We start from the raw sequence: 17,290 nt of genomic DNA on the forward strand, positions 1-17,290 counted from the left end.
TAAAACGCAGATACAGTTGTTAATATGTTAGGGTTTTAATAACAGCGTTCACATTGAGGTGGGAGTAAGACGACATTGAGTGCCACAGCGATAATCAGTCTTTTCATTCTGGGTTCCATCCTGGTAACCTTCAGCATTTTATTAAGTTCATTTTCATCGCGCCTTGGCATACCTATTCTTGTCATTTTCCTGGCTATCGGCATGCTGGCGGGGGTTGACGGAATCGGCGGTATCCCCTTCGATAATTACCCTTTCGCCTATATGGTAAGTAACCTCGCGCTGGCGGTGATCTTGCTGGACGGCGGCATGCGCACCCAGGCAAGTTCGTTTCGCGTTGCCTTAGGCCCGGCGCTGTCTCTGGCTACCGTCGGCGTGCTAATCACCTCCGGCCTGACCGGTATGATGGCAGCCTGGCTGTTTAACCTCGATATGATGGAAGGCCTGCTTATTGGCGCGATTGTCGGCTCTACCGATGCGGCGGCGGTGTTCTCGCTGCTCGGCGGCAAGGGGCTGAACGAGCGCGTTGGCTCCACGCTTGAGATTGAATCCGGCAGCAACGATCCGATGGCGGTGTTCCTGACCATCACCCTGATTGAGATGATCCAGCAGCACGAAACTGGCCTGAGCTGGATGTTCGCCTGGCACATCCTCCAGCAGTTTGGCCTCGGGATTATCATTGGTCTCGGCGGCGGTTACCTGTTACAGCAGACAATCAACCGTATTACGCTGCCTTCCGGCCTTTACCCGCTGCTGGCCCTGAGCGGCGGGATCCTGATCTTTGCCGTCACCACCGCGCTGGACGGCAGCGGTATTCTGGCGGTTTACCTCTGTGGATTCCTGCTGGGCAACCGACCGATTCGTAACCGTTATGCGATACTGCAAAACTTTGACGGGCTGGCCTGGCTGGCACAGATCGCCATGTTCCTGGTGCTGGGCCTGCTGGTGACGCCTTCCGACCTGCTGCCTATCGTCGTGCCAGCGCTGCTTTTGTCGGCCTGGATGATCTTCATCGCCCGTCCGCTGTCGGTGTTTGCCGGGCTGCTGCCGTTCCGCGGGTTTAACCTGCGTGAGCGGATATTTATCAGTTGGGTGGGGCTGCGCGGCGCGGTGCCGATTATCCTGGCGGTATTCCCGATGATGGCCGGGCTGGACAACGCTCGTCTGTTCTTCAACGTCGCCTTCTTCGTGGTGCTGGTATCGCTGCTGTTCCAGGGGACGTCGCTGGGCTGGGCGGCGAAAAAAGCCAAAGTGGTGGTACCGCCCGTTGGCTGGCCGGTCTCCCGCGTGGGGCTGGATATTCACCCAGACAACCCGTGGGAACAGTTTGTCTATCAGCTAAGCGCCGATAAGTGGTGCGTGGGTGCTTCGCTACGCGATCTGCATATGCCCGCTGAAACGCGCATTGCCGCCCTGTTCCGGGATAACGCCCTGCTTCACCCGACCGGCAGCACGCGGCTGCGAGAGAACGATATCCTCTGCGTGATTGGCCGCGAGCGCGACCTGCCTGCCCTTGGCAAGCTGTTCAGCCAGTCGCCCCCGGTGGCGCTGGATCAGCGTTTCTTCGGCGATTTTATCCTCGAAGCCAGCGCCCGCTTTGCGGATGTGGCGCTGATTTATGGGCTGGAGGGAGGAATGGAGAATCGCGATAACCAGCAAACACTGGGCGAGATTATTCAGCAATTATTAGGGGCTGCACCGGTCGTCGGTGACCAGGTGGAGTTTGCCGGGATGGTCTGGACGGTGGCCGAGAAAGAGGATAACGCGGTGCGCAAAGTCGGCGTAAGGCCGATGGAGGAGGAGGCGGCGGAGTAGCTGCTTTTTTGCCGGGTGGCGCTAACGCTTACCCGGCCTACGTTCGGGCTTTTGTAGGCCGGGTAAGGCGAAGCCGCCACCCGGCACACACATGTTACACCGTCACAACAGGCACTCTTGACGCCAGCGCGCACATCAGTTCATACCCGACAGTGCCCGCCGCAGCGGCCACATCATCAATTTTAACCTCGTTGCCCCACAGCTCAACCGGTGAGCCGATCCCCGCCTGAGGACATGGCGTCAAATCAATAGCCAACATGTCCATTGAGACGGTGCCTACCGTGCCCGTACGCACGCCATCGACCCACACCGGCGTGCCGCTTGGGGCGATGCGCGGATAACCATCTGCATAGCCCCCCGCCACGATACCGATACGCTGTTCGCCCGCTGCCCGATAGCGGCTGCCATAGCCCACCGTATCGCCCGCTTTCAGGGTTTGCACGCCGATAATTTCGCTTCGTAACGTCATCACCGGCTTCAGGCCGCTGTTGGCGATATCCTGCCACTGACCTGAGGGTGACGCGCCGTACAGCACGATCCCCGGGCGCACCCAGTTGAAGTGCGCCTCGGGATGCCAGAGCGTTGCCGCTGAGTTCGACAGCGAGAGCGGACAGTCCAGCCCTTCTGCCGCCTGCTCAATGCGGACCATAGCATCGGCAATGCCGTCCGGCTTTTCCGCATCGGCAAAATGCGCCATCAGCGTCATCTCACCGACGTTTTTCAGCGCACGAAGCTGCTGCCAGACCGTGTGCACACGTTCAGGCTGGAAGCCCAGACGATTCATACCGCTGTTCACTTTGAGATAGATATCCAGCGGGGCATGCAGCTTCGCGTCCTGAATGGCCTTGATCTGCCAGTTACTGTGAACGCTGGTCGTCAGGCGGTACTTATCCAGCAGAGGCAGATCTTGCGCATGGAAGAATCCTTCCAGCAGCAGGATCGGTCCTTTCCAGCCGCGCTCACGCAGCAGGATGGCCTCTTCCAGATTCAGCAAGGCAAAACCGTCGGTAGCGCCGAGCGCACTCCAGATACGGTCGATACCATGACCGTAGGCGTTGGCTTTCACCACCGACCAGACACGAGAACCCGGCGCAGCACGACGAACAATTTGCAGGTTATCCTTCAGCGCCTGCAAATCCAGCTGGGCCAGAATGGGACGGGACATGACGACTCCTTAATTATGCGCGCCGTGCAGGTGTTGTGGACGCGAGGGGGTAAACCCTGATTGATAGCGTGCGGCGCTCAAATCGTCAAACGGAATTGCCGGCGTCCGCCCTGAAATCAGGTCGCTAAGCAGCTGGCCCGAACCGCAGGCCATGGTCCAGCCAAGCGTACCGTGGCCGGTATTTGTCCACAGATTTTTGTAAGGCGTACGGCCCACAATCGGCGTGCCGTCCGGGGTCATTGGACGCAGGCCGGTCCAGAACGTCGCCTGCTCAATGAAACCGCCGCGCGGGAAGAGATCGCCGACGACCATCTCCAGCGTTTCACGACGTGGTTTGAGCAGTTCGGTATTGAAGCCCACGATTTCCGCCATGCCGCCGACGCGGATCCGGTTATCGAAACGGGTGATGGCGATTTTGTAGGTTTCATCAAGAATGGTTGATACTGGCGCGCCGCTGTCCTCTTTCACGGGAATGGTCAGGGAGTAGCCTTTCAGCGGATAGACCGGGATATCCAGGATCCCTTTCAGCATCGCGGTAGAATAGGATCCGAACGCCATCACGTAAGCATCGGCTTTGATCACCTCTTCTCCACACTTCACGCCGTAAATCTTCTCCCCTTCCGACAGCAGCTTGTCGACAGAGGTGTTGAAGCGGAATTTCACCCCGGCCTGCTCACATATGCGCGCCAGACGCTGGGTGAAAAGCTGGCAGTCGCCGGTTTCATCGTTCGGTAAACGCAGGCCGCCCGTCAGCTTGTGCGCGACCTCGGCAAGTGCTGGCTCCACCTGGGCAAGTTGGCTGGCTTCCAGCAGCTGATACGGTACGCCCGCATCTTCAAGCACGGCGATATCGCGGGTCGCGTTTTCGTACTGTTGCGCGGTACGGAACAGCTGAAGTGTGCCGCCCTGGCGCCCTTCATATTCGATCCCCGTTGAGGAACGCAGCGCTTTCAGGCAATCGCGGCTGTATTCTGCGAGGCGCACCATGCGCCCTTTGTTTTCCATGTAGTGGCGGGTGTCGCAGTTGCGCAGCATCTGCCACATCCACTTAAGCTGGAACTGTGTGCCGTCAAGGCTTATCGCCAGCGGCGCATGTCGCTGAAACATCCATTTGATCGCCTTCAGCGGAACGCCCGGGGCCGCCCACGGCGCAGCGTAGCCCGGGGAGATCTGCCCCGCATTCGCCGCACTGGTTTCCAGCGCCGGACCGGATTCGCGATCGATAACGGTAACCTCATGTCCCGCCTGACTTAAATACCAGGCGCTGGTTACGCCAACGACACCACTTCCCAGTATGACAACACGCATAGCCACTCCATTATGAGCAAAAGAACAATCATCTAATTACATATTGATAACCTAGCTGAAAATATTATTCAACATATGACTTTTTTATGGTGACTCAACTCACATATCCCGCTGTATCAGGGGATGGCGCTTATTTGGGATCTCCTGCTGCGCGTTATTTTTAACCAGTAGAAAATTCTGCTAGCACCGCTTTTTTTGCCGTATCGAAAACGGGAAATCGCAAAGAAAAAATTTCTGCGCCCCGCGTATTTGAATGGGGTGATCTATGCTTGAAAGGAGGCTCTCCAGTCAGAGAGAGCGACCAACAACGAGGGCGCGCTAATGGCTACACTAGATTCCATGTCAAGGGACAGCACCCGTCTGAGCGATGGACCCGACTGGACCTTCGAATTGCTGGATGTCTACCTGGCGGAGATCGACCGGGTGGCCAAACTCTATCGTCTGGACACCTATCCCCATCAGATTGAAGTCATCACCTCGGAACAGATGATGGACGCTTACTCCAGCGTCGGGATGCCGATTAACTATCCGCACTGGTCGTTTGGTAAAAAATTCATTGAAACGGAGCGACTGTATAAGCACGGACAGCAGGGGCTGGCGTATGAAATCGTTATTAACTCTAACCCGTGTATTGCCTATCTGATGGAGGAGAACACCATTACCATGCAGGCGCTGGTGATGGCGCACGCCTGCTATGGACATAACTCGTTCTTCAAAAATAACTATCTGTTCCGCAGCTGGACGGACGCCAGCTCCATCGTCGATTACCTTATCTTCGCCCGCAAATACATTACCGACTGCGAAGAGCGCTACGGCGTGGACGAGGTAGAGAAGCTACTGGACTCCTGCCACGCGCTGATGAATTACGGCGTTGACCGCTATAAGCGTCCGCAGAAGATCTCATTGCAGGAAGAGAAAGCCCGGCAGAAGAGCCGCGAGGAGTATCTGCAAAGCCAGGTGAATATGCTGTGGCGCACCCTGCCGAAACGTGAGGAGGAGAAAACCGTCGCCGAGGCGCGTCGTTACCCTTCCGAGCCGCAGGAAAACCTGCTCTACTTTATGGAGAAGAACGCCCCACTGCTGGAGCCGTGGCAGCGTGAGATCTTGCGCATCGTGCGCAAGGTGAGCCAGTATTTCTATCCTCAGAAGCAGACCCAGGTGATGAACGAAGGCTGGGCGACCTTCTGGCACTACACCATTCTTAACCACCTGTATGACGAAGGAAAAGTCACCGAGCGGTTTATGATGGAGTTTCTGCACAGCCACACCAACGTGGTATTCCAGCCAGCGTATAACAGCCCGTGGTACAGCGGCATTAACCCGTACGCACTCGGCTTTGCCATGTTCCAGGATATCAAGCGTATCTGCCAGTCGCCCACCGAAGAGGACAAATACTGGTTCCCGGATATTGCCGGTTCTGACTGGCTGGAAACGCTGCACTTCGCGATGCGTGATTTTAAGGATGAGAGCTTTATCAGCCAGTTCATGTCGCCGAAGATCATGCGTGATTTCCGCTTCTTCACCGTACTGGATGATGACCGCAACAACTACCTGGAGATCTCTGCGATCCACAACGAAGAGGGCTATCGTGAGATCCGCTCGCGCCTGTCGTCTCAGTACAACCTGAGCAATCTTGAACCGAACATTCAGGTCTGGAATGTGGATCTGCGCGGTGACCGCTCTTTGACGCTGCGCTATATCCCTCACAACCGCGCACCGCTGGATAAGGGGCGTAAGGAAGTGCTGAAGCATGTGCATCGCCTGTGGGGATTTGACGTGTCGCTGGAGCAGCAGAATGAAGATGGCAGCGTGGAGCTGCTGGAGCGGTGTCCGGCGCGGTTGAATACGTTGTAGTTTTTTTGCCCGGTAAGCGAAGCGCCACCGGGCGAAAAAAACCTCTCAATCGAGAGGTTTTTTATTTCAGCGACTCTGAATCGCTAAATCACCCGGCAGGGTTTTCTGCATTCGGTGCCAGATTTCACCGGAGTCGTGGCCATAACGACGCACCGTTTCATAGACCTGATCGTGCAGCCCTTCGGTGCAGAGCTTGCTCAGTTTATGGTAGAAGCCGAGCGCCAGGCTGCGGGCTTCAGGGTTGGCAAAGTAGTGACGACCAATGTGTGTATATAACCCTTTCATTCCATTCAGGATCAGACCGTAAACCGGATTGCCGGAAGCAAACGCCAGACCGCGGAACACGTTGTAGTCGAGGGTCGCAAAGGCGTCCGCGTGGTCTTCCACCTCATTGGCTGTGGCAAGCACCTTCAGCGCATCTTCAGGATGCTGACGAAACGCGGTGCGGATGAAAATGGTAGCGATGTTGGTGCGCACCGAAAGCAGATTGTCAATCAGCTGCGGTACGCTTTCGTGATCGAGACGCGCCAGCGTTTCCAGAATATTCAGCCCGGACGTTTCCCAGAAGTTATTCACCTTAGTGGGTTTGCCATGCTGTATCGTCAACCAGCCATCGCGCGCCAGACGCTGGAGCACTTCTCGCAGCGTGGTACGGGTGACGCCAATCAGTTCAGAGAGTTCGCGTTCAGCAGGTAGAATTGATCCCGCAGGGAAACGATTATTCCAGATGCTTTCAATGATGTACTCTTCCGCGAAACCCGCCGGGCTCTGCGCCTTAATGACCATAGTGAGATTTCCATTACACAGCTTTAGCAAATTGCACTCATCATACCAGAGGCGCGCAGAGGCAGATAGCGCAGCAGAGACAGAAAAGAGGGATCGCCGTTTCATTTTTATGAAATTTACAAAATGGCTTTATCCCCCTCTCCGCCGCCGTTTTTGCGTATACTGATGTCTTGTCTTATTTGACGGGGAAAGGACGTCTGTCGTGGAAATTTCATTTGGGCGCGCGCTGTGGCGCAACTTTTTAGGTCAGTCACCTGACTGGTACAAACTCACTCTACTGGTATTCCTGGTCGTTAATCCCGTTATCTTTTTGCTGGATCCCTTCGTTGCCGGGTGGATGTTGGTCGCCGAGTTTATCTTTACCCTGGCGATGGCATTGAAGTGCTATCCGCTGCTGCCCGGCGGGCTGCTGGCGCTGGAAGCCGTGGTCATTGGAATGACCAGCGCGGAGCATGTTAAAAACGAGATTGCGTCGAATCTTGAAGTCCTGCTACTGCTGATCTTCATGGTGGCGGGGATCTACTTTATGAAGCAGCTTCTGCTGTTTATCTTCACCCGTCTGCTGCTGAGCATTCCGTCGAAAACGCTGCTCTCGCTGGCGTTTTGCCTCGCCGCGGCTTTCCTCTCTGCCTTCCTGGATGCGCTGACGGTTGTGGCTGTGGTGATCAGCGTCGCCGTCGGCTTTTACGGTATTTACCACCGGGTCGCTTCGTCTCGTCCTGGCGATAACTTGCAGGACGACAGCCACGTTGAGGCGCACAACCGCGATGTGCTCGAGCAGTTCCGCGCGTTTCTGCGCAGCCTGATGATGCATGCGGGCGTGGGGACGGCGCTGGGCGGCGTGATGACAATGGTTGGAGAGCCGCAAAACCTGATTATCGCCAAAGCGGCTGAGTGGCATTTTGGCGAATTTTTCCTGCGCATGGCGCCGGTCAGCGTGCCCGTTTTGATCTGCGGCTTAGCGACCTGCGTGCTGGTCGAAAAATTCAACCTTTTTGGGTATGGCGCGAAGTTGCCCGATCAGGTCCGTCAGGAGCTGCATAAGTTTGACGAGCAGAGCCGCAAACAACGCACGCGCCAGGAGACGCTGCGCCTGATTGCACAGGGCATCATCGGCGTGTGGCTTATCGCTGCGCTGGCCTTCCACCTTGCCGAGGTGGGGCTGATTGGTCTGTCGGTAATTATTCTGGCAACCAGCCTGAGCGGCGTCACGGACGAACATGCTATCGGAAAAGCCTTTACCGAAGCGCTGCCGTTTACCGCCCTGCTGGCGGTGTTTTTCTCCGTCGTGGCGGTGATTATTGATCAACATCTGTTCGCGCCAATCATCGCGTTTGTGCTTCAGGCCACGCCAGATTCGCAGCTAACGCTGTTCTATTTGTTTAACGGTCTGTTGTCTTCTATATCCGATAACGTCTTTGTCGGGACGGTATACATCAATGAGGCCAAAGCCGCGATGGAGCAAGGGATTGTCAGCAGTGAACAGTTCGAGCTGCTGGCGGTGGCGATCAACACTGGAACCAACCTCCCCTCCGTGGCAACCCCGAACGGTCAGGCGGCCTTCCTCTTCCTGCTGACCTCGGCGCTGGCGCCACTCATACGACTTTCTTATGGAAGAATGGTCTGGATGGCGCTGCCGTACACGCTGGTGCTTACCCTTGTTGGTTTGCTGTGCATCAAAATTACTCTCGTTCCCTGTACGCAATGGTTGTTGCAAGCAGGTATACTTGCGGCGCATTAAAATTCGTTTACACTGCGCTGTCTAAGCATGTTCCAGGGAAATGATTATGTTGCGATTTTTGAACCAGTGCTCACGCGGTCGCGGAGCGTGGTTGTTGATGGCCCTGACCGCCTTTGCGCTGGAAATGGTCGCGCTGTGGTTTCAGCATGTGATGGGGCTGAAACCTTGCGTCCTGTGTATTTATGAGCGTTGTGCGCTGTTCGGCATTATGGGCGCGGGTCTGGTAGGTGCGATTGCACCTAAAACACCGTTACGCTATGCCGCAATTGCCATCTGGCTGTACAGCGCCGGGAAAGGGATTGCGCTTGCCTGGGAGCACACCCAGATGCAGCTTCACCCGTCGCCGTTTATGACCTGCGACTTTGCGGCCCGCTTCCCGAGCTGGCTGCCGCTGGATAAATGGCTTCCGCAGGTGTTTGTGGCCTCCGGTGACTGCTCTGTACGCCAGTGGGAGTTTCTGACGCTGGAGATGCCGCAGTGGCTGGTGGGCATTTTTGTCGCCTACTTCGTGGTAGCGCTGCTGGTGCTGATTGCCCAGCCGTTCAAGCCAAAGAAACGCGATCTTTTTGGAAGGTAAAAGCGAAACGGCAACGTCACTTTTGTAGGTCGGGTAAGCGCAGCGCCACCCGACAAAATTGCGCACAATAAAAAACCCGCCTCGGCGGGTTTTTTATTATCACCGATTAGGGTGATTCATAATGTGGTCTTCCCAGTCCTGCACCTCGGACTCTTTCACCGCAATGTGGCGCACGGAAATACGCTCGCCGTGCATCGCCGCTTTCGACCCCGTCAACAGCGGATGCCATGTGGGCAGATCTTTACCTTCCGCCAGCAGGCGATACGCGCAGGTATGCGGCAGCCACTCAAAGGTCGGCAGATTTTCACGGGTTAACTTGATGCAGTCCGGCTCATAGTCGAAACGGCGCTCGTAGTTGCGGCACTGGCAGGTTTTGATGTTTAACTGCTTGCAGGCTACGTTGGTGAAATAGATCTCATCCGAATCTTCATCCATCAGCTTATGCAGGCAGCACTGCCCACAGCCGTCACACAACGATTCCCACTCCGCGTCGGTCATGTCGTCGAGAGTTTTGCTTTGCCAGAAAGGAATGTCGTTCATCGGGATGTCCACACGTCAAAATAGAGCGCACCTTATAACGAGTCTGGCACGTTGATGCAAGTTTTGCCGCCCTTTTCAGGCGGCAAGGTGCTTTTACAGCACGCGGGTTTTCAGCGACAGGCCGTTAAAACTGACGTCCAGCTCGTCGCCACTGTGCAGCGGCCCCACACCTTCCGGAGTGCCGGTAAGGATCACGTCGCCGGGTTTCAGGGTGAAGAAGCGGCTCATGTAGGCAATCAGCGGAACGATCTTATGGATCATGTCAGCGGTCGTCCCCTGCTGGCGGATCTCGCCGTTGACCTTCAGGCTGAGGGGCGTATTCTGCGGATCGTCGGTAAATTCACTCACCGGAACGAAACCGGAAATCGGGCATGAATTGTCAAAGCCCTTGGCTTTTTCCCACGGCTGCCCCGCTTTCTTCATTTTGCTCTGGACGTCGCGCAGGGTCAGGTCGAGCGCGACACCGTAACCCGCAATCGCTTTCTCTACATGCTCTTCGGTCGCCTGGCGCAGCGTCGCGCCGATCAGCACCGCCAGCTCCACTTCATGATGCACCGAGCCCAGCCCCTGCGGCAGAACCAGCGGCTGGCGAATATCGCACAGTGCGGTTTCTGGCTTAATAAACAGAACCGGCTCATCCGGCACGGCGCTGCCCATCTCCTGAATATGTTTTGCATAGTTGCTGCCCACGCAGATCACTTTGCTGACGGGATAATCCAGTAATGCACCTTGCCAGTTATGATGTTGATACATGGTCGACCCCTAATCGGTTGATGAGTTGTTCCCGGAGTGACCCGGGCTTATTTCTTTCCGCTCACCTCAAGATGCTGTTTTAATAAATTCTCCGGTGGCGGCGGAAGCTGTAAATAATAGCCCTGCTCGGTTAACGCCTTTTTGACTTTCTCCAGATCGGCGTTCACCAGCTTCTTACGGCCGTCCAGCGGCAGCAGCATCGCCAGTTGCGGTCGGCCAAAGCTTTTCATTAATTCCTCAGGCACGCGGGAAAAATCGTCTTTCTTTTCGACATAAAGGTAGGTCTGGTCGCGGCTGGTACTTCTGTAGATCACACAAAACATGTTTTTACTCTGAATTAATGGGTGGTTGCTTGCCTCAATATACTCCTGACTATAACATGCCTGATACTCTTCGGAATATCGCGGCGATGTGTTGCGGTTAATAGCAAATTGAGTAAGGCCAGGATGTCAAATACGCCCATCGAGCTTAAAGGCAGTAGCTTCACCTTATCAGTGGTTCATTTGCATGATGCAAAACCCGAGGTTATTCGTCAGGCGTTAGAAGACAAAATCGCGCAGGCTCCCGCTTTTCTTAAGCATGCTCCTGTTGTCGTTAATGTAAGCGACCTTGAGGGGCCGGTTAACTGGAAGCGACTCCAGCAGGCCGTCGTCTCCACGGGGTTGCGCATCGTGGGTATTAGCGGCTGCAAAGACGCAGAGTTAAAAGCCGAAATTGAACGCGCGGGTTTGCCCTTGTTGAACGAGGGTAAAGAAAAATCCCCGCGCGCAACGCCTGCAACCGTTCCCGCTCCCCCGCCTTCGGCGCAAAATGTAGCCCCAGTCACAAAAACGCGATTGATTGATCTGCCGGTTCGTTCCGGTCAGCGCATTTATGCGCCAAACTGTGATCTGATTGTTACAAGCCACGTCAGTGCGGGCGCAGAACTGATTGCAGACGGCAATATTCACGTTTACGGTATGATGCGTGGGCGTGCGCTTGCGGGCGCCAGCGGCGATCGAGAAGCACAAATTTTTTGTACTCACCTGACGGCAGAACTGGTGTCTATCGCAGGTGAATATTGGCTGAGCGATAAAATCCCAGCCGAATTTTATGGCAAAGCGGCTCGTCTGCAGCTGGCAGATAACGCTTTGACCGTTCAACCGTTAAATTGATCCCTTTTAACAAGGAATTTCTATGGCACGCATTATTGTTGTGACTTCGGGTAAAGGAGGCGTTGGCAAGACCACCTCCAGCGCGGCCATCGCTACTGGTTTGGCCCAGAAGGGAAAGAAAACCGTCGTAATCGACTTCGATATCGGTCTGCGTAACCTGGACCTGATCATGGGTTGCGAGCGTCGCGTGGTGTATGACTTCGTGAACGTCATTCAGGGCGATGCCACGCTTAACCAGGCGCTAATTAAAGATAAGCGTACCGAGAACCTCTACATTCTCCCGGCGTCCCAGACCCGTGATAAAGACGCGCTGACCCGTGAAGGCGTGGAAAAGGTGCTCGACGATCTGAAAAAGATGGAGTTCGACTTCGTGGTCTGCGACTCCCCGGCCGGTATCGAAACCGGCGCGCTGATGGCGCTCTACTTCGCGGATGAAGCCATCATCACTACTAACCCGGAAGTCTCGTCAGTACGTGACTCCGACCGTATTCTCGGCATTCTGGCCTCGAAATCTCGTCGCGCGGAAAATGGCCAGGAGCCGATCAAAGAGCACCTTCTGCTGACCCGCTACAACCCGGGTCGGGTGAACAAAGGTGACATGCTGAGCATGGAAGACGTGCTGGAGATCCTGCGCATCAAACTGGTTGGCGTGATCCCGGAAGATCAGTCCGTATTGCGCGCCTCTAACCAGGGCGAGCCCGTGATCCTGGATACACAGGCAGACGCGGGTAAAGCGTATGCGGATACCGTTGACCGTCTGCTGGGAGAAGAACGTCCTTTCCGCTTCATTGAAGAAGAGAAGAAAGGTTTCCTCAAACGCCTGTTCGGAGGATAAGTTATGGCATTACTGGACTTTTTTCTCTCGCGGAAAAAAAGCACCGCCAACATCGCAAAAGAACGTCTGCAAATCATTGTGGCGGAACGTCGTCGTAGCGACGCCGAACCGCACTACCTGCCGCAGCTGCGCAAAGACATTCTGGAAGTGATCTGCAAATACGTGCAGATTGACCCGGAAATGGTCACCGTTCAGCTGGAGCAAAAAGACGGGGATATTTCGATTCTGGAGCTGAACGTGACGCTTCCGGAAGCGGAAGAGTCGCGTTAATCCGTTTGTGGTTTTGTAGGCCGGGCAAGCATCGTACCGCCCGGCAATTTCCCCGGTGGCGCGACGCTTACCGGGGCTACAATTCTTTAGCGCGGATACCCTTCCAGCAGGGTATTCAGGCGTTCAGCCATCAGTTCCCCCCGCCATCCGGCGACCAGTTCCGGTAAACCATTTTGCGGTTTCAACTTCCAGTGCCAGTTCAGCAGCTGGTTAATCTGACGACGTGAAGCCAGCAGTTCGGCACTCAGTTTGCTTTCCCCCGCCACCGTCTGCACCAGCGCTTTGATATCTTTGAACGCCTTGCGGTAGCCCGGCATATCCATCAGGTTAAGCAGTGGTTCTGGCAGTGCGTCCTCCGGCAGCTGCTGAGCTTTCTCTACCAGCGCGAGCAGCGTTTTACCGTGGAAACGGATCTCACTCCCGGAAAGGCCAATGCTGTCCAGTTCGCCAAGGCTACCCGGCATATAGCGCGCTACCGCCCACAGGTGTTCTTCACGCACCACGAAGTTAACCGCCAGATCGCGCTCACGCGCTTTACGCAGCCGCCAGTCAGCCAGCAGTTGCAGACAGGCCAGTTGACGGGTGCGCAGCTGCCAGGCGTTAGTGATGTCACGCCAGGCCTCTTTCGGATCAACCACTTCCTGACGACGCTGCTGCGTCATGCGGCACTCGTCCAGGGCGGCAGACAGCCAACCGGACGCCTCAGCCTCTTTCATAAGCTGGCCAGCAATCGGCAGCAGGTAGAATACATCTGCCGCGGCGTATTCAAGCTGACGCGCCGTCAGCGGGCGCGCGAGCCAGTCGGTACGCGATTCGCTCTTATCCAGCGTCAGACCGGTGTACTCTTCCACCATCGCCGCGAAGCCCCAGGAGAGCGGACGACCGCTGAACGCCGCGAGGATCTGGGTATCAATCAGCGGCTGCGGCATGATGCCAAAGGTGTTGAGAAAGACTTCCAGATCTTCACTGCCGGCGTGCAGATATTTGGTCACGGCGGTATCAAGCAACAGCTCGCGCATTGGCGCCCAGTCGGTAATGCCGAGGGGGTCAATCAACGACACGTGTTTGCCGTCATACATCTGGATCAGGCCCAGTTGCGGGTAGTACGTGCGGGTACGGACAAATTCCGTATCCAGGGCGATAGCGGGGAAATCACGCGTCACCTCGCACAGCGAAGCCAGCTCGTCGTTGGTAGTGATCATCTGGTAATTCAAATCGGACTCTCTTTTGTTTGCGCCCATAAAAAACGCCGGCTTAACCGGCGTCTGGGCGATTAACGTGAAGCTCAGGCCTTATTGTCCACTTTGGCACGGGCTTCGTCACGTAATTCTCGTCGTAATATCTTCCCGACGTTGGATTTCGGCAGCTCATCGCGGAATTCCACCAGCTTCGGCACTTTATAGCCCGTCAGCTGCCGGCGACAAAACGTTATCAGCGCTTCCTCGGTAAGAGAAGGATCTTTCTTGACCACAAATATCTTCACCGCTTCACCACTGCTGCCGGAAGGAACCCCCACCGCTGCCACTTCCAGCACGCCGCTGTGCTGCATCACCACGTCTTCGATTTCATTCGGATAGACGTTGAAACCGGAAACGAGGATCATGTCTTTCTTGCGATCGACGATACGCAGAAAACCTTCGTCATCCATCACCGCGATGTCGCCGGTGTACAGCCAGCCGTCTTTGATGATCTCATCCGTGGCATCTGGGCGCTGCCAGTAGCCCAGCATCACCTGCGGCCCTCTGACGCACAGCTCGCCCGGTTCGCCGTGAGGCACTTCGTTACCCTCATCGTCCACCAGTTTAGCTTCCGTCGACGGGACCGGCAGACCGATACTGCCGCTGTGGTAGTCGATGTCATGCGGGTTGACGCTGACCAGCGGGGCGCACTCCGTCAGACCATAGCCTTCCAGCAGATACTGTCCGGTGAGTTTTACCCAGCGCTCGGCAACCGCCTGCTGAACCGGCATCCCGCCGCCCGCAGAAAGATGCAGCGTGGAGAAATCGAGCTGCTGGAACTCTTTATTGTTAAGCAGCGCGTTAAACAGGGTGTTCACGCCGGTCATGGCGGTGAACGGGTATTTCGCCAGCTCTTTAACCAGCCCCGGAATGTCGCGCGGGTTGGTGATCAATACGTTTTGACCGCCAAGCTCGATAAACAGCAGGCAGTTCATGGTCAGCGCAAAAATGTGATACAGCGGAAGCGCGGTGATCACCAGCTCCTTGCCCGGGTGCAGTAGCGGCCCGTAGGTGGCGTTCACCTGTTCAAGGTTCGCCAGCATATTACGATGGGTCAGCATCGCACCTTTAGCCACGCCGGTGGTACCGCCGGTGTATTGCAGGAACGCCAGATCTTCTGACACGATCTCCGGCTTAACGTACTGCATCCGATAGCCCGCATGAAGCGCGCGGCGGAAAGAGATGGCATCCGGCAGGTGGTATTTCGGCACCAGCCGCTTAACGTATTTCACGACAAAGTTGACCAGCGTACCTTTCGCGGTAGAGAGCTGGTCGCCCATGCGCGTCAGAATGACGTGCTTAACCTGAGTTCTTTCAACGACTTTTTCCAGCGTGTGGGCAAAGTTGGAGACAATCACAATCGCCGCCGCACCGCTGTCATTCAACTGATGTTCCAGCTCGCGTGGGGTATAGAGCGGGTTAACGTTAACCACGATCATCCCCGCCCTGAGGATCCCGAACAGCGCCACCGGGTATTGCAGCAGGTTTGGCATCATCAGCGCGACGCGATCCCCTTTCTGCAAGCCCAACCCTTCCTGTAAATAGGCCGCAAACGCCCGGCTGCGCTCTTCCAGCTTACGGAAAGTCATCACTTCGCCCATATTCACAAATGCGGGCTGGTCAGCGTAGCGCCGTACCGAGTGTTCAAATAATTCAATCAGGGATTGATAACGGTCAGGATTGATCTCCGCAGGGACATCCGCGGGATAACGGTTAAGCCAAACCTTTTTCAATGCATCACCTCTGAAATGAGTGTTCGTCGTCATCACAGCCCCGATAATAAACAGTTTGTTAACATTATATTAACTCAGCGTACCAGTTTATTAATTGCTCAGATTGCAGGTTGCGAAGCGCGTCACTCTTTTTTTTCGTTTTGTCCGTAAAAAAACAGAGACAGCGGCTGAGCCGCTGTCTCTTTCCTAACAATAACAGTAACTTACTCAGTTACAATTGTTTGAACCTGTGCAGGGCCTGGATTGTACCAACCCCAGCCACCGTAGCCGTAACGATACGGATGCGGACCCCACATCCACGGATCGATTGGCTGTGGCGGCATCACCACCTGCTGGGCGATACGCCAGCGTTTGTAGCCGTTCACCTGCATGGTCATAAATTTGTATGGCGTATTGCCGATTTTCCCCGCCACCGAACCGGTAATCGGCCCGACGACGGTCACCAGCTGCCCGCGGAAATCTACCGGATCGAGGAAGCCGCTGACGTCAGCGTAGATCCGCCCGCGCGAGGCTTCACCCAGAACAGGCCGTGCGCCGCTGTCCAGTGGAACGGTGGCAATCTCCAGCCGGGTTTTCCCCTGCTGGTTTAGCACTTCAACCACCTTGCCGCCAAAGCGCGCTTCCTGCCCGACATACAGCTCCGGAGCATTCATCACGCGTACCAGATCCTGCTGTGGCGTCGGGCTGGTGCCCTTGATCGCATCAGGAACGGTGACGCACCCGCTCAGTGCTATGGCAACCGCGCCTGCCATAAAAAAGCGTACAACTTTAGTCTGAACCGCCATGATGCGACTCCTTTTTCTCAGTTCCTGTTACTGAGATTCACTCGCGGCCAGGAAGTTTCTTCCATGCGACGGTGTTTCGTAAATAAACCGGCTCGGCGTGTTCAACGGCCACGGTTTTTCCTGCGGCAAGCTGCTGACAGGCAACAGGCAACATATCTTCGGCGGCAGGCAGGAGCATGTTACCGTCCACCAGCGTAAGGCCGGTGTCCTTCGCCATCTCAGGCCATGCCGGCCAGCCGGTTCCGACCGTCGCCCACTCACCGGTGAGCTGTTTCAGGCGCTCGGTGACGGCTTCAGGTTTAAGCACGGCTTCCGACTCTTCGCCGTGCCAGACGCCGTTTTCGTCACGGGTGTACTCCGCCCAGTAGACTTCACCCATGCGGGCATCAATCGCGGCCAGCACGCGGCTGGCGCCGGTCATGCGCCAGGCACCCTGAGCCATGGTCGCAAGCGTTGAAACGCCGATCATCGGCAGGTCAGCGCCCAGCGCCAGCCCCTGCGCAATGCCAATCCCGATACGTACGCCCGTAAAGCTGCCCGGGCCACGGCCGTAGGCCAGCGCGTCGAGGTCAGTCAGGGCGGTGTTGCCCTCGGTTAAAATGGTTTTTACCAGGGGCAGAATACGTTGGGTGTGTTCCCGTGGGCACTCTTCGAAATGAGCAAAAGTCGTACCGTCGTTCCACAGGGCAACGGAACAGGCCTCTGTCGCGGTATCAATAGCCAGAATTCGCATCAGTCG

General features: G+C 56.0%; 17 protein-coding genes. 7 read left to right on the forward strand and 10 right to left on the reverse strand.

Annotated elements, in window-relative coordinates; genetic code table 11:
* The first annotated feature begins 75 nt into the window (after window positions 1-75).
* Window positions 76-1,812 carry a potassium/proton antiporter gene (locus IM282_RS11675; protein ID WP_108367077.1) on the forward strand — a complete coding sequence of 579 codons (1,737 nt, stop codon included), beginning with the start codon at window positions 76-78 and terminating at the stop codon, window positions 1,810-1,812.
* Window positions 1,813-1,906: 94 nt separating this feature from the next.
* On the opposite strand, the gene dadX is transcribed toward IM282_RS11675, so the two are convergent.
* A complete protein-coding gene (dadX, locus tag IM282_RS11680) occupies window positions 1,907-2,977 on the reverse strand; it encodes a catabolic alanine racemase DadX (RefSeq protein ID WP_045308311.1) in 1,071 nt (356 codons plus the stop codon).
* Between the two features lie 9 nt (window positions 2,978-2,986).
* Window positions 2,987-4,285: a D-amino acid dehydrogenase gene (locus IM282_RS11685; RefSeq protein ID WP_045308312.1), complete on the reverse strand. Its 1,299-nt coding sequence runs from the start codon at window positions 4,283-4,285 to the stop codon at window positions 2,987-2,989.
* A gap of 321 nt (window positions 4,286-4,606) precedes the next feature.
* Between IM282_RS11685 and IM282_RS11690 the strand changes: the two genes are divergently transcribed.
* Window positions 4,607-6,139 carry a SpoVR family protein gene (locus IM282_RS11690; RefSeq protein ID WP_022648429.1) on the forward strand — a complete coding sequence of 511 codons (1,533 nt, stop codon included), beginning with the start codon at window positions 4,607-4,609 and terminating at the stop codon, window positions 6,137-6,139.
* 66 nt (window positions 6,140-6,205) lie between these two features.
* Here the strand turns inward: IM282_RS11690 and fadR are convergent, their stop codons facing one another.
* Window positions 6,206-6,925, reverse strand: a complete 720-nt coding sequence (gene fadR / locus IM282_RS11695; RefSeq protein ID WP_192970422.1) for a fatty acid metabolism transcriptional regulator FadR — start codon at window positions 6,923-6,925, stop codon at window positions 6,206-6,208.
* Window positions 6,926-7,127: 202 nt separating this feature from the next.
* Between fadR and nhaB the strand changes: the two genes are divergently transcribed.
* Window positions 7,128-8,666: a Na(+)/H(+) antiporter NhaB gene (gene nhaB, locus IM282_RS11700; protein ID WP_032624070.1), complete on the forward strand. Its 1,539-nt coding sequence runs from the start codon at window positions 7,128-7,130 to the stop codon at window positions 8,664-8,666.
* Between the two features lie 46 nt (window positions 8,667-8,712).
* Window positions 8,713-9,243 (forward strand): disulfide bond formation protein DsbB, encoded by a 531-nt coding sequence (gene dsbB, locus IM282_RS11705; RefSeq protein WP_032622423.1) that lies wholly within the window; start codon window positions 8,713-8,715, stop codon window positions 9,241-9,243.
* Window positions 9,244-9,342: 99 nt separating this feature from the next.
* Here the strand turns inward: dsbB and IM282_RS11710 are convergent, their stop codons facing one another.
* The 3 genes from IM282_RS11710 to IM282_RS11720 all read right to left on the reverse strand — a co-directional run bounded on the left by IM282_RS11710 (window position 9,343) and on the right by IM282_RS11720 (window position 10,859).
* On the reverse strand, window positions 9,343-9,783 hold the full coding sequence (locus IM282_RS11710; RefSeq protein ID WP_022648432.1) for a YcgN family cysteine cluster protein: 441 nt from the start codon (window positions 9,781-9,783) through the stop codon (window positions 9,343-9,345).
* A 93-nt stretch (window positions 9,784-9,876) separates the two neighbouring features.
* A complete protein-coding gene (locus tag IM282_RS11715; protein WP_022648433.1) occupies window positions 9,877-10,536 on the reverse strand; it encodes a fumarylacetoacetate hydrolase family protein in 660 nt (219 codons plus the stop codon).
* 47 nt (window positions 10,537-10,583) lie between these two features.
* Complete coding sequence (locus IM282_RS11720) at window positions 10,584-10,859, reverse strand: YcgL domain-containing protein (RefSeq protein ID WP_006810982.1); 276 nt, start codon at window positions 10,857-10,859, stop codon at window positions 10,584-10,586.
* 123 nt (window positions 10,860-10,982) lie between these two features.
* On the opposite strand from IM282_RS11720, the gene minC reads away from it, so the two are divergent.
* The 3 genes from minC to minE are packed head-to-tail and all read left to right on the forward strand — an operon-like array spanning window position 10,983 to window position 12,795.
* Entirely contained in the window at window positions 10,983-11,690 is a 708-nt protein-coding gene (gene minC / locus IM282_RS11725) for a septum site-determining protein MinC (protein WP_022648434.1), read from the forward strand.
* 22 nt (window positions 11,691-11,712) lie between these two features.
* Complete coding sequence (gene minD, locus IM282_RS11730; protein WP_003859938.1) at window positions 11,713-12,525, forward strand: septum site-determining protein MinD; 813 nt, start codon at window positions 11,713-11,715, stop codon at window positions 12,523-12,525.
* A 3-nt stretch (window positions 12,526-12,528) separates the two neighbouring features.
* Window positions 12,529-12,795 carry a cell division topological specificity factor MinE gene (gene minE, locus IM282_RS11735; RefSeq protein ID WP_003859937.1) on the forward strand — a complete coding sequence of 89 codons (267 nt, stop codon included), beginning with the start codon at window positions 12,529-12,531 and terminating at the stop codon, window positions 12,793-12,795.
* Window positions 12,796-12,881: 86 nt separating this feature from the next.
* Here the strand turns inward: minE and rnd are convergent, their stop codons facing one another.
* From rnd to tsaB, 4 genes are all read right to left on the reverse strand, one after another.
* A complete protein-coding gene (gene rnd, locus IM282_RS11740; RefSeq protein WP_123059168.1) occupies window positions 12,882-13,997 on the reverse strand; it encodes a ribonuclease D in 1,116 nt (371 codons plus the stop codon).
* An 83-nt stretch (window positions 13,998-14,080) separates the two neighbouring features.
* Window positions 14,081-15,766 (reverse strand): long-chain-fatty-acid--CoA ligase FadD, encoded by a 1,686-nt coding sequence (fadD, locus tag IM282_RS11745; RefSeq protein WP_072201026.1) that lies wholly within the window; start codon window positions 15,764-15,766, stop codon window positions 14,081-14,083.
* Between the two features lie 203 nt (window positions 15,767-15,969).
* The gene (locus IM282_RS11750; RefSeq protein WP_023300347.1) at window positions 15,970-16,551 is read right to left on the reverse strand and encodes a Slp family lipoprotein; all 582 of its coding nucleotides are present in this window, start codon (window positions 16,549-16,551) and stop codon (window positions 15,970-15,972) included.
* A 37-nt stretch (window positions 16,552-16,588) separates the two neighbouring features.
* Window positions 16,589-17,284, reverse strand: a complete 696-nt coding sequence (gene tsaB / locus IM282_RS11755) for a tRNA (adenosine(37)-N6)-threonylcarbamoyltransferase complex dimerization subunit type 1 TsaB (protein ID WP_023300348.1) — start codon at window positions 17,282-17,284, stop codon at window positions 16,589-16,591.
* Window positions 17,285-17,290 lie beyond the last annotated feature (6 nt).

The organism is Enterobacter cloacae complex sp. P29RS, assembly GCF_014893445.1.
Classification (GTDB): Bacteria; Pseudomonadota; Gammaproteobacteria; order Enterobacterales; family Enterobacteriaceae; genus Enterobacter; species Enterobacter intestinihominis.